This is a genomic window from Rothia mucilaginosa (assembly GCF_001061665.1).
Taxonomy (GTDB): Bacteria; Actinomycetota; Actinomycetes; order Actinomycetales; family Micrococcaceae; genus Rothia; species Rothia mucilaginosa_A.
In genome coordinates this window covers 1-12,025 of sequence record NZ_JVSP01000009.1, presented here as the reverse complement: position 1 = coordinate 12,025, position 12,025 = coordinate 1, and the positions used below count along the sequence as shown (strand labels likewise).

At 64.5% G+C, this 12,025-nt stretch carries 11 protein-coding genes; 8 read left to right on the top strand and 3 right to left on the bottom strand.

The features are described 5' to 3' along the window. Window positions 1–26: 26 nt before the first annotated feature. The 6 genes from ADJ95_RS05615 to ADJ95_RS05590 all read left to right on the top strand — a co-directional run bounded on the left by ADJ95_RS05615 (window position 27) and on the right by ADJ95_RS05590 (window position 7,599). Complete coding sequence (locus ADJ95_RS05615; protein ID WP_049333409.1) at window positions 27–758, top strand: hypothetical protein; 732 nt, start codon at window positions 27–29, stop codon at window positions 756–758. A 729-nt stretch (window positions 759–1,487) separates the two neighbouring features. After that, entirely contained in the window at window positions 1,488–2,105 is a 618-nt protein-coding gene (locus ADJ95_RS05610; protein WP_049333407.1) for a hypothetical protein, read from the top strand. Next, window positions 2,105–3,145, top strand: a complete 1,041-nt coding sequence (locus ADJ95_RS05605) for an inorganic phosphate transporter (RefSeq protein ID WP_049333405.1) — start codon at window positions 2,105–2,107, stop codon at window positions 3,143–3,145. The genes ADJ95_RS05610 and ADJ95_RS05605 overlap by 1 nt, the downstream gene beginning before the upstream one ends. Before the next feature lie 141 nt (window positions 3,146–3,286). Continuing rightward, window positions 3,287–4,345 (top strand): glycosyltransferase family 2 protein, encoded by a 1,059-nt coding sequence (locus tag ADJ95_RS05600; protein ID WP_049333403.1) that lies wholly within the window; start codon window positions 3,287–3,289, stop codon window positions 4,343–4,345. Window positions 4,346–4,348: 3 nt separating this feature from the next. Continuing rightward, on the top strand, window positions 4,349–6,049 hold the full coding sequence (locus tag ADJ95_RS05595; protein ID WP_049333401.1) for a polysaccharide pyruvyl transferase family protein: 1,701 nt from the start codon (window positions 4,349–4,351) through the stop codon (window positions 6,047–6,049). Window positions 6,050–6,204: 155 nt separating this feature from the next. Further along, on the top strand, window positions 6,205–7,599 hold the full coding sequence (locus ADJ95_RS05590) for an FUSC family protein (protein WP_239662798.1): 1,395 nt from the start codon (window positions 6,205–6,207) through the stop codon (window positions 7,597–7,599). Window positions 7,600–7,707: 108 nt separating this feature from the next. On the opposite strand, the gene ADJ95_RS05585 is transcribed toward ADJ95_RS05590, so the two are convergent. Continuing rightward, on the bottom strand, window positions 7,708–9,174 hold the full coding sequence (locus ADJ95_RS05585; RefSeq protein WP_049333397.1) for a DNA repair protein RadA: 1,467 nt from the start codon (window positions 9,172–9,174) through the stop codon (window positions 7,708–7,710). 231 nt (window positions 9,175–9,405) lie between these two features. Here ADJ95_RS05585 and disA point away from each other — a divergent pair, with 231 nt between their 5' ends. Continuing rightward, window positions 9,406–10,482: a DNA integrity scanning diadenylate cyclase DisA gene (disA, locus tag ADJ95_RS05580; RefSeq protein WP_049333395.1), complete on the top strand. Its 1,077-nt coding sequence runs from the start codon at window positions 9,406–9,408 to the stop codon at window positions 10,480–10,482. A 102-nt stretch (window positions 10,483–10,584) separates the two neighbouring features. After that, window positions 10,585–10,797 carry a phosphoglycerol transferase gene (locus ADJ95_RS05575; RefSeq protein ID WP_152691711.1) on the top strand — a complete coding sequence of 71 codons (213 nt, stop codon included), beginning with the start codon at window positions 10,585–10,587 and terminating at the stop codon, window positions 10,795–10,797. A gap of 98 nt (window positions 10,798–10,895) precedes the next feature. Here ADJ95_RS05575 and ADJ95_RS05570 read toward each other — a convergent pair whose 3' ends face one another. Beyond that, window positions 10,896–11,756: an IS3 family transposase gene (locus tag ADJ95_RS05570; protein WP_049333393.1), complete on the bottom strand. Its 861-nt coding sequence runs from the start codon at window positions 11,754–11,756 to the stop codon at window positions 10,896–10,898. Then, the coding region (locus ADJ95_RS05565) for a helix-turn-helix domain-containing protein (protein ID WP_049332556.1) at window positions 11,756–12,025 on the bottom strand (270 nt) is incomplete at its 5' end. The genes ADJ95_RS05565 and ADJ95_RS05570, both read right to left, overlap by 1 nt.

The following is a 12,025-nucleotide window of genomic DNA, read 5'->3' as shown; positions in this document are numbered from 1 at the left end:
ACGGCAGGAGTACACTGGGTAATCCTATGTCTACATCCGCATCTTCCACCGGCGGACGCTCCCGCCGCCGCACGCATCACCGACCCGTCCTCTTTACCTCCGAGAAGTTCGAACGGCACGAGGGCGGCATGGACCCCGCCGCCCGTGAGGAGGCGGCTCACGCCTCGGCCCGCATCCTGCTGACGCGCGGGCGCGGTCGGGATCGAGAGCTGACCGAGCGGCTCGTCAGCTTCACCGACGACTACGGCATCGAAATGCTTGCCGAACTATGGTCGCACGCGAGCGCGCACTCCCTGCCGGGCGCGCTCTGGCGCATGTATCGGCTGCGGGACACGGTGCACCGCTCCCCACGCGGGGTGAGCCGCGCCTTTGAGCTGGGCATGGCGGAGGACTACCGCTCGCACGTGGTGGCGGGGGTGCCGGATCCGCCGGGCGCCGAGGAGGTTGTGCGTACGATTGACGAGATCCTGGCCGGCCTGTACACGGGGGACCTGGATATGGCGATGGAGCGGTGCGCGGCCTTCGCTCGCGTTGTGGCTCTGGGGATTCGCGTGGATTTCGCGCGGTACTCGCGTAATCCGGCGCCGGTGACTCCGGTGGCGACAAGCCACGAGATTAAGCGTGAGGCGGTCGAGCGTCACCTGCGCATGCCGCGGCAGGCGGCGCAGCTCGAGCAGGACGCGCAGGACCTGGAGGCGGTGGCCGCCCAGTGGCGCGCCGCGGAGGCTTCTCGACGAGACCCGGAGGAAATCGCGTAGAGGCCGGGTGCCCCACTCTGCTGGGTTCCTCGATTTGCAGGCTGCCGCTGTTCGCGCCGCGCTCAATCCCTGCCGATAGGGGCCCGATAAGGCGCTTTGTTGAAACGCGCAACACCCTCGTCAGATTTTATGGTTTAGGGAAGGGCCGGTGCTTCAATATCCGGGTTGGTTTCGTGAGTTGGCACAGGTTCCACATTGGGCCGCAAAGACCTGAAAAGCCTGTTTCCGATTGACTCTGCGCCGGGTGCGGGTGGATAATAATTACAAGATGTCGGGTTGCTAATAGGTAGCCCCGGGCTCCAAATCTTTAGCCGCTTCGAGCGGCCTTCCGCCGAGAGGCGCTCCCAACCCGACATCCCTAAACGTTCCGGTGGGGGTCGAGAAATCGACCCCCACCGTTTTATATTGTCGGCCTGTACCTTATGGTCTGCATCTTGGTTTGGGCCGGTCCGTATCTCGGCCCGAATCAGCCCGAGATAGCCCGAGATAGCCCGGTTCAGTCTGGGCCGGTCCGGGCTCTCGACCCCAGTTCCAGCGCCCGGTTCTGGCTCTCGGTTCTGGCGCATCTCTTCACGCCGTGCCACAAACCCCGTATATGCGAAATTGAGAATACATTATTGCGGATGGGCCCCGGGTACAGGTTCTGGGCACGGATTCCGGGTATAGGTTCCGGGCACGGGCCGCGTCCAAAATACTCCTCAGCCCCGACCACTCGCTAGACTGGGAACTATGCTGCACCGCCTCTTCCCCCACGCGAACGAATCCCTCGCCTCCCTCGCCGAAATCTCGGCCCAGGTCGGCGAGGCCGCGGCGCTCCTCTCCGAAATGGTGGGTTCCCCCGTCGCCGAATACCCCGCCCTCTTCGAGCGCATGCTCGCGCACGAGGCCGACTCCACCGACCTGCTCTACCGCACCCTCACCGAGGTGCGTAGCTCCTTCTCCCCGCCGATTCCGCGCGAGGATATCTACACCCTGGCCCGTAAGCTCACCACCGCTGTTGAAAAGCTCACGAGCGCCGCGCACGTGCTGTCCCTGCACAGCATTGACGGCTTTGCCACGCACATCACCTCAATCCTGGATATCATCCAGCGGCAGGCCGTACTCACCGCGGCCGTCATCCCCAAGCTCGCCGATATCCGCGGCCTCGACAACTACTGGATGGACATGCTCCGCATCTCGCGGCAGGCCCTGCGCACCGCCGAAGAGTACGAAGCCCACATCTCCACCCGCTACACCCACGAACGCTACCGCCGCTACGTGACCTTCCTGGCCCAGCTGACCGCCGCCTCCAACGCGATGCGCGATGTCTCCACCGAGATTGGCCGCATCATCGTGCAGGAGTCCTAATGCTCCTGATTCCCTTCGCCCTCTGCGCGTTCGGCGCGGCCGTCTACGTGACCGGCATGCACGACGCCTCCAACACGGTCGCCGTGCCCGTGCGCACTCGCGCCCTCGGCGAGCGCTCGGCCCTCTACCTGGCGGCGCTCTTCAACGTCCTCGGCGTCGTGAGCGCCTTCCTGCTGTTGGGCGAATACTCGGCCACCTGGGTGAGCGCCCCCGAGGGCGAGACCGGCCTGAGCGGCATCCTCGCCGCGTTGCTCGTCTGCTCCATCTGGGGCATGCTGACCTGGGCGCTCCGCCTGCCCTCTTCCTCGACCCACGCGCTCATCGGCGCGCTGGCCGGGGTCAGCTGGTGGGCCCGATTCAGCACGCAGGGCAGCCAGGAACTGCACCTCAGCTCGTTTCTGCCGCACATCTTCGAGGCGACCCTCTGGCCGCTACTCTACCTGCCTCCGCTGATTTTTGTTCTCTCCTGGGTCATGGTGATTCCCTTCTACCGGCTCGTGGTGGGGCACAACCCGCGCATGGTCAACCAGCACTCCCGCGAGGTGCTCGCGGTGTCCTCCTCCGCGATTTCGCTATTGCACGGGGTGCAGACAGGCTATCTGTACCTGCTCCTGTGGTCGCTCATGGTTCCCCTGCTCGGCGACCATTCAGGCTCCGGCGGAACGTACCGTCTGGACACCGCAGGGATGCTCCTCGGCACGCTCTTCATCGCCCTGACCCTGGGCCTGGGAACGCTCAGCGGCGGGCGGCGCATCGGCTACACCTTCGCGTACAAGATGGTGCGCATCGATCCCCTCCGCGGCGCCGTCGCGCAGGGAACCACCGCCGCCGTGCAGATTCTTGGGTACTTTTTGCTGCAGGTTCCCTTCTCTTCGTCGCACCTGGCGACCGCATCGACCCTGGGTGCGGGTGTTAACCAGCGTTTCAACGCGTTGAAGCCCCGCATTGTGCTTCAGATTCTGCTGGTGTGGATTGTGACCATTCCGGCGTGTTTTATTGTCGGTGTGGCGGTCATGATGGCGGTTCAGGCGCTTCTCTGAGGCTTCGCGGGGCCGCCGTAGACCCCCCTTGATTCCCTTTCTCATCTATGATCGGCGCGGGTTGAGCGCGGGAGCTAACGCCCTTCATAATGGTGTGAGTTCACGAGCCTTCACACGGCCTCCCCCAATCGATAAGTGACTATGCCCTCCCCCACCGTAGCTGTTCTGGTCCGCACGAAGGACCGCCCCCGTTTCCTGCGCCGCGCCCTGGCCAATATCGCCGAGCAGACCTTCACCGACTACACGGTCTGCGTCATCAACGACGGCGGGGACGAGTCTGCCACCCGCGCCATTCTGCAGGCTTCGCCCCTCGCGCACCTGCTGGAGGGCGATGCGCCGCGACTCATGCTACTCACCACCAGCGGCGGGAATATGGAGGCGGCCTCGAACGCCGGATTGGCGGCCACCGACAGCGAATTTGTGGCCATCCACGACGATGACGACCTGTGGGCCCCCGAGTTCCTGGAGCGCACCGTCGGGGCCCTGCGCGCAAGCGAAGCACTCATCTGCTCGACCCGCGTGGTGGAACGCTATGAACGCGAAACCCCCGAGGGCGAGTTCGAGGTGTACGAGGAGCGCATCTTCCACGACGGCCTGCCCGGATTCGGGCTGCAGTTCCTCTACCGCACCAACCGCGCGGTACCCATTGGCATCCTCTACCGTCGCCGCCTGCACGAGCTGGTCGGTTTCTACGACGAGTCCCTGCCCGTGGTCGGCGATTGGGAGTTCAACCTGCGTGCCGCCGCCGTGACCGAGGTGCTACTCGTGGACGAACCCCTCGCCTACTGGTCGCTACGCCCGGAGGCCGACGGCGCGGATGCCAATAGCGTGCAGCGCCAGGCCGAGCACGCCCGTTTTGATGCAAGCGTGCGCGCCCGCGCGATTCGCGACGACCTGCAGTCCGGCGGGCGCCCAGGCCCGTACCTCTATCAGGCGCACCTGATGGCCGATCTGGAACGTCGCGTGATTGACGGGCACGACCTGACCCGCGAATCCCTGGATCTTCTGCGTTCCCTCGGGGAGCGGCTAGAGCGCATTGAGGCTCGTCAGGCCGCTATGGATGCGCGCCAGCGCGAGCTGGAGGCCCGATTCGCTGCCGACCGGTCGCGGGGACGCGGCGCCCTGCGCACTCTGAGTTCCGCGGCCCGCTCCCTCGCGCGGCGCATGCGTTCCGCAACGCCTCACGGGGAGGGCCGCTAACCCATGACGGAGAACGCTCATTCTACTCATTCCCGCGCGCCGCGCGTGCTCGTGGTCGGCGATATCGGCCAGCACACCTACCACGTGGGCGACGAGGCGATGACCATTGCGAGCGCTCGGGCACTTGCCGAAGGCGGCGCGGAGGTCACCCTCATGACCCGCGACGAGCGACACTCGGCGCGGTACCTCAACGCGCCCCGCGGCGCAGAGGGCGATGGCTACTCCTACCTGCCGTTTTTCCTCTTCCCCTGGGCGCCGGCCGAGCGCGAGCTGACCCTCGCGGCGCTCGAGTGCGTCCTGACTGAGCTGCACGCCGACCGGGAGCGGCCCTCCATCGCCGAGTTGCTGGCACTACCGCAGGTGCAGGCGCTGCCCGAGGTGTTGCATCCGCTGGAGCAGACCGTCGAACGCATGGTGGGCTTCGCGGACTCCATCGCCGCCATGGACGCGGTCGTCATCTCGGGCGGCGGCAACCTCAACTCCCGCTTCGGCTGGCTCCTCTACGAGCGTGCCTCGGTGGCTCTCGTCGCCGAGTACGCCGGTGTTCCCCTATTCGTGACCGGCCAGTCCTTGGGCCCGGTCCTCAACCCCGAGGATGCGCAGGTTCTGGAGCGCATGCTCCGCACCGCCCGTTCGGTGACGGTACGCGAAAGCTCCTCACTCGCCTGGTGCCGCGAACGGGATATTGACGCGCGCCTGAGCGTGGATGACGCTACCGACTACCCGACGGTTTACCCGGCACGCACCCTGCACTATGCGGAGGGTATTTCAGCAAGTCAGGCACTTAACGAGCTGCCAGAGCACTACGTCTGCGTGACCGTCAACGAATGTACCGACCAGCAGGCTCAGCAGATTGCACGCCTACTCGACAGCATGTGGCGCGAGCACGGCTACGCGCCCGTGTTTCTGAGCCACTACGGTGACCCGCAGGACCCGACCAGCGGCGATATTCAGGCGCACCAGCGCATCGCCGAGCGGCTCAGCCCCTCCACCCCGGCGACCCTGCTACCGATTCTGCACGCCGACCAGAGCGTCGCAGTGCACCGTGCGGCGGCGTTCACGCTGACCAGCCGCTACCACCCGGCGGTCTTCTCGGCCGCGGCCGGTATTCCGGTGCTCGCGCTGATTCCCGATGCGTTCACGCAGATGCGGGTGGGCGGCGCGCTGAGCCAGTACGGGCTGGGCGAGTTCACCCTGCCGTTGGGTATGCTTGCCGGCGGTGTTCCCGAGCTGATGGTCGCCACCGCCCTGCGACATGCGGCGGTGGCATCGGATGCGCGCCGCGCCGAACTGCTGGAGGCGCTACAAGCCGAACGTGCCTACCTGCTGACGCAGATTCTTGCGCACGGTGAAGAGAAGCCCGGAAAAACAGAAGCCCCCGCACCCTTCCCCACCGTGGAGCAGGTCCCGGCACTCCCCGAGCCGCTGGCCGCCACGGTGCGCGCCGCCCGCGATCTCTTCACGGCCACGAGCCTGACGGCCGGATTCGAGTGGGCCATGTCCGACCGCGCGCACTCCTGGGATGCCGTGCACCGCACCGAGCTCGAGCGCCTGCTGGCCGAGCGGGAAGAGCCCCGCGAGGCGACCGGCCCCGGCGACAACGAACCTCGAGGGGAAGCCCGGGACGAGCGTAACCCCGAGCCGCCGGAGCCCGAGAACCGCACCGGCTTTCTGCGCCGGGTGGCCCGCCGCATCCGCGGGTAAGCCGCGGCACTCCTCCCCTCCTCGGGCGCTCTTCCGGGGCATCAGCAAACCCCTGGGGGAGCTCCCGACCTGGCCGGGGGTGCAGGTCGCACGTCACAGAACCGTGAGACCCGGCCTCCCCTCGCCCCGCTCGACTCGACGGTATGATGGTTCCCATGGCACAATTCGCAGACATTCTACGCACTACTGAACAGAACACCCGACAGTTCGTCCGTGAGGGTCTTCACCGAGTCCGAGCAGACTTCTTTCAGTCTGTGCAGATTGTTGCGGCGTCTATGGGCGCTTGGCTTTTCGCTGAGCGCGTCCTGGGCCACCACGAGCCCATTTTCGCGCCGGTCGCTGCCCTCGTATCCCTGGGCTATGTGAGCGGCGCTAAGCATGCCCGCCGAATCCTTGAGGTCTCCTTCGGCGTGACCCTCGGCATTCTCATTGGCGACCTTCTGCTGATTCTGCTCGGTCACGGTACCTGGCAGGCGGCAGTGGTGCTTTTCTTGACCGTGATTGTTGCCCGATTTATTGATAAGGGCATTATTTTTACGATTCAGCTCAGCTTCCAGGCCTGTTTCACGTTGCTACTGCCCGTACCTGACGATGCGTTCACCCGCAGTTTCGACGGCATTGTCGGTGGCGCTTTCGCGTTCCTCGCCATGTACCTGATGCCGCGCGACCCGCGTAAGAACCCGCGCGCCCGCGCCATCGCCCTCATGGATGCCTTCGCGAAGGTTTTCCAGCTCTCCTCCGAGGCAATCCGCTACTACGACTACAACAAGGCGTACCAGAGCCTGCTTGATGCCCGCGCTCTGCAGCCGCTGTATGATGCGTGCCGAGGCGACCTGATTACCGCGCAGGGCATGAACGACCTGTCGTGGAAGAGCCGTAAGAACCGCGAGGAGCTGGAACGCCTGGCGAAGACCCTCGCCGCGGTGGATCTGGCCATTCGTAATGACCGCGTGCTCAACCGTCGCATGGCCTCAACTATCCGCCACGTGCAGCTGCGTTCGGCCGCGCTGGTTTCGCTGAGTAAGGCCCTGGACGAGCTGTCGCTGGCCTCCCAAAGCATCGGCCTGGGCATGTCTGCGCCGAAGAAGGAAGAGCGCGAGCACTACATGAAGAAGGCGCAGGACCGCATGGTGCGCCTGGCCGGAACCCTCAACCCGCACTACATGGGTGTGGCATCCTTCGAGGGCGAGTCGCTGGTGCTGATGCTGCGCCTCATCGTGGTGGACTTCATGGAGGCCACCGGCATGAGCCACAAGGAGGCTCTGGACAAGCTAATGCCCCTGGGCGAGGCCATTACGCAGCACGCCCCGAGCACCTCCTCCCTGCCGGTGATTGACCTGCACGTGAGCTCTGAAGAGATGGAGGCGCGCGCCGCCGAAATGGGCGCCGCCACCGTGACGGGTACCGTTCCGGAGAACGCTTCGGAGAATATCCAGCGACAGCCCGATCAGCTACACACCCGTTCGATCAACATCATGCTGTTCGAGAACGAGGAGGAGAATACCTCCCAGCCGCGCACCGACCGTCCCTCGCAGGTTCGCCGGGACTAACGGGGTCGGCGACCACCCGCAAAGCATAGCGGAGGGGCTCCCGGCCGACATTCACGCCAGCCGGGAGCCCCCTTTCTTGCTATCTCTATGCTGTTGATGCGCGGGCGGCTACTTCTGCGGGAAGAGCAGCGCGAGCGCCTCACCCAGGGTGGTCACCTCACGCACGGTCACGCCCTCGGGCACGTCTCCCACGCCGGTCGGGGAGGCGGGCACCAGCACGTGCGTGAAGCCCAGGCGGCCCACCTCCGCGATGCGCTGGCGGATGCCCGGCACGGCGCGCACCTCACCCGCCAGGCCGACCTCGCCGAAGACCGCGAGTTTACGCGGTAGCGGCTTATTTTGCGCCGCCGAGGCAAGCGCCATGACGCACGCCAGGTCGGCGGCGGGCTCGGCAATTTTTGCACCGCCCACCGTGGAGACGTAGCAGTCGAGCTTGCCCACGTTCAGCCCGGCGCGGCGCTGCAGCACCGCCAACAGCATCTGGATACGCGCTGAATCCAGGCCCGAGACGGTACGGCGCGGGGCGGGTGCCACCGCCTGATCCAGCAGTGCCTGAACCTCCGCGAGCAGGGGTCGGCGGCCCTCCATCGTGACGGTCACGCAGGTGCCCGCCACCGGGTGCGGGGTGCTGGAGACGAACATGCCGGAGGGGTCCAGCACGGGCGCGATGCCATCCTCGTGCATGTCAAAGCAGCCCACCTCGTCGGTGGGGCCGAAGCGGTTCTTGATCGCGCGCAGCATGCGGATATTCGAGTGCTTATCGCCCTCGAACTGGCAGACCACGTCCACCAAGTGCTCAAGCAGGCGCGGGCCCGCGATGGTGCCCTCCTTGGTCACGTGACCCACGAGCAGGGTGCACATATTGCGTTCCTTCGCGGCTGCAATCACGGAGGCGGCGACCTCGCGCACCTGGGTGACACCACCGGCGCTACCCTCAACTTCCGCGGAGGCGAGGGTCTGCACGGAGTCGATGACCAGCAGCGCCGGGTCAATCTGCTCGATGTGAGCCAGGGCGGTACCGAGGTCGGTTTCGCTGGTCAGGTAGAGGGTTTCCGCGATGGCACCGATGCGGTCGGCGCGAAGCTTGACCTGCGCGGCGGATTCCTCGCCGGTGATGTACAGGACCGGGCGCGGCGGCTGGGTGTTCTGCGCAGAGGTGTTTTGCGCTGGGGTGTTCGTCCGGTTCTGCGCGCCCTTCCGACCCGCAATCCCGGCGGTGCCGCACGCGAAGGTGGCGGCAACGTCCAGCAGTAGGGTGGACTTGCCCACGCCGGGTTCGCCCGCCATGAGGATGACCGCGCCGGGCACGAGTCCGCCGCCGAGTACGCGGTCAAATTCGGGGTTTCCGGTGCTCATGTAGGCGGCCACACGCGAGTCGACCTCGGCGATGGGCTGGGCGGGTTTCTGCACGCTGGATGCGGCACGGGTGCGCGCGCGGGTTCCCCCGGCGGCTTCTTCGACGGTGCCCCAGGTCTGACACTCGCCGCAGCGGCCCACCCACTTGGCGGTGGTCCAGCCACATTCGGTGCAGCGGTAGGCGGGGGCGGTTTTGGTGGTCTTGGTGCGGGCGCTCATGGCTCTATTGTAGGGGCGGGCCCGCTTTCTTACCGGGGCGAAGGTCATCTCTCGCGACGGGCGTACAGCGGGGCGGCCCGCACCCGTAAAACCATCCGGGGCCGCCGCAAGTGCCTCCCGGGGAACAACATTTCAACATCGTTTAAAATCAAGAATATCTATTCGTTTTTAAGGCACTTTAGCCCGCCGTTTCGCCCCTGACCTGGCTCAATAACCACCCTTATGGGTACAATGGTTTTCGTGCAGATGAATTATAGTGACCTTTTGTTGAAAACTATCGCCCGAATCGCCCCCGGCACCGAGCTCCGCGAGGGCTTAGAACGCATCATGCGTGGCCGTACGGGCGCGCTCATCGTACTCGGATCCGACCGCACCGTTTCCTCCATGTCTTCGGGCGGTTTCAACATCGACACTGAGTTTTCGGCAACCCGCCTGCGCGAGCTGGCGAAGATGGATGGCGCCATCATCTGCGACCGCGACGCCACCCGCCTGTTGCACGCCGCAGTGCAACTCATGCCGGACGCCTCCATTGAGACAAACGAGTCCGGCACCCGCCACCGCACCGCCGAGCGCACCGCGATTCAGACCGGTTTCCCGGTGATTTCGGTGAGCGCCTCAATGTCCGTCATTTCGGTGTACGTTGACGGCACCCGCTACACGGTCGAGGACAGCCAGTACCTCATGGCCCGCGCGAACCAGGCGATTCAGACCCTTGAAAGCTATAAGAAGCGCCTGCGCTCTGTGCTTTCCTCGCTCTCGGCCCTGGAGATTGAATCGAACGTGTCCCTGGCGGATGTGGCGATGACCCTTCAGCGCATGGAGATGGTGAACCGCATTATCCGCGAGGTCAGCCACTACGTGCTGGAGCTTGGCGTGCACGGCCGCCTGATTGCCCTGCAGCTGGAGGAGCTACGCGCCCCCGAGATGACCGCTAGCGACCTGATTCTGCGCGACTACCTGCCCGAGGTGAACGACGAGCTGATTACCGCCGGTGTTGAGGCGCTTCAGAACCTGGACGATATGGCTATCGTGGATCTGCGCACGATTGCCCGCACCGTCGGCTTTGGCGAGAACCCCGATTTGGAGACTCCCCTGCAACCGCGCGGCTTCCGTCTGCTGGACGGTATTCCGAGCATTCCGAACGCGATTGCCGAACGCCTCGTGGAGCGCTTCGGAAGCCTTCAGGCCCTCATGGCGGCCTCCCTTGAGGATTTGCGAGCCGTGGACGGCGTGGGCGAGGCGCGCGCCCGCACGGTGCGCGAGCAGCTGACCCGCATGGCGGAAAGCAGCCTGGAGCGCTACCTCTAATCACCCGGGTACACCCCTAGCAATTGAGAACGGTTCCGGGTTATGATGTGTCGACAGAGGTTTCCCCTCGTCCAGGCCATAACACGTCACGAGGAGGTCACTATGGCCAAGCGCTCCGTCCCGTTCTTTGTGTGGGCTTCCCCCATTCTTTTTCTGATTTACCTGCCGCTGCTGTGGTTCCGAGTCATTCCCAATTCCTTTGAGGTGACCGACCCGCCCACCCTGCTTCTAGCTGCCCTGCAGTGGACCGCGTTCGGTAGCCTGCTCGGCTACCTGGGCGAGCGCCGATTCGCCAAGCCGCGCGCCTCCAAGTAGCACACCTCCAGGTATCGCCACGCAACAGCCTTATACGAAAAGCCCCCGCGCCGGAGATGAACTGCGCCCCGAAACTTGGACGCTTTAAATAGTAGCCGCTATGCAGCTTCCTGCAGGGCCTGAACCCGGTACTCAACCGGGGTCAGGCCCTTAAGCTTTACCTGGCGTCTTGTTGTATTCCAGTGCGTGATATAGGCTTCAAGGTCAGCTTTGAAACTCTCGAAGGTTGGCCAGTCCTGCCCGCGAAAAAACTCGTCCTTCAGATGTCCAAAGACCTGCTCAGTGGCACCATTGTCGATGCAGTTACCTTTGCGTGACATGCTCTGGATAAAACCATTATCAGCGAGCATACTGATGTAGGTCTCGTGCTGATACTGCCACCCCATATCCGAGTGCAAAATCGGCTTAGCTCCCTCGGGTTTGGCATCCATGAGTACCTGAAGCATCTCTTGCTGCTGGGCAAGATTAGGGCACATCGAGATCGAGTGGGCAACAATCTCTTTACTGGCAAAGTCGTAAACCGGAGCGAGATAGGCCTTACCGAAGGAAAGCTTGAACTCGGTGACGTCGGTACCCAACTTCTGCCAAGGACCAGTCGCCGTGAAATCGCGACCGATGACGTTCTCAAAACTTTGCCCCACCTCCCCCTTGTAGGAGTTGTACCTATGGTAGGCCCTCTCACGGCGTATACCGCAGCGCAGCCCCATCTGACGCATCATCTTCAAAACCGTCTTATCAGCGATACGCACCCCTTCCTCAGCGCGCAGGCACATAGCTATCTGCCTGTGACCACACCCGTTGGGGGTACGCGAAAAGATCTGGGCGACCTTGGCACGTAGCTGTACTCTGGTTGGCTGCTGGGGGTGAGCCAGCGCGTAGTAGTAGCTCGACCTGGCAAGGCCAGCAGCTTCGAGGAGATCACGCACCGCGTGTCCCTGCCCTGAAAGCTCAGCGACCACTAGGGCTTTGTCCCGGTTTGGGAGCGTCTGTGCGCCTTCAGGGCAATCGATTTTTTTAGGTACGCCACCTGCGCCTCAAGCTTGCGCACGCGCTCTTCGAGTTCCTCCTCACGCGTTGGCGGCACCGCCCGCACCGACCCCTTCGGCCTGCCCTTGGGCTTAGGTTTAAGCGCCTGCGCGCCGCCCTGCCGGTACAGCCTGCACCACTGCTTCAACGGTGTTACGCTTGCAATACCGAAACGCATCATCGCCTCAGGCTTACTCATCCC

Excerpts from the sequence above, each read along its gene's own strand:
- ADJ95_RS05615 (WP_049333409.1), top strand. The coding sequence starts at position 27 with ATGTCTACATCCGCATCTTCCACCGGCGGACGCTCCCGCCGCCGCACG.
- ADJ95_RS05610 (WP_049333407.1), top strand. The coding sequence starts at position 1,488 with ATGCTGCACCGCCTCTTCCCCCACGCGAACGAATCCCTCGCCTCCCTC.
- ADJ95_RS05605 (WP_049333405.1), top strand. The coding sequence starts at position 2,105 with ATGCTCCTGATTCCCTTCGCCCTCTGCGCGTTCGGCGCGGCCGTCTAC.
- ADJ95_RS05600 (WP_049333403.1), top strand. The coding sequence starts at position 3,287 with ATGCCCTCCCCCACCGTAGCTGTTCTGGTCCGCACGAAGGACCGCCCC.
- ADJ95_RS05595 (WP_049333401.1), top strand. The coding sequence starts at position 4,349 with ATGACGGAGAACGCTCATTCTACTCATTCCCGCGCGCCGCGCGTGCTC.
- ADJ95_RS05590 (WP_239662798.1), top strand. The coding sequence starts at position 6,205 with ATGGCACAATTCGCAGACATTCTACGCACTACTGAACAGAACACCCGA.
- ADJ95_RS05585 (WP_049333397.1), bottom strand. The coding sequence starts at position 9,174 with ATGAGCGCCCGCACCAAGACCACCAAAACCGCCCCCGCCTACCGCTGC.
- disA (WP_049333395.1), top strand. The coding sequence starts at position 9,406 with ATGGTTTTCGTGCAGATGAATTATAGTGACCTTTTGTTGAAAACTATC.
- ADJ95_RS05575 (WP_152691711.1), top strand. The coding sequence starts at position 10,585 with ATGGCCAAGCGCTCCGTCCCGTTCTTTGTGTGGGCTTCCCCCATTCTT.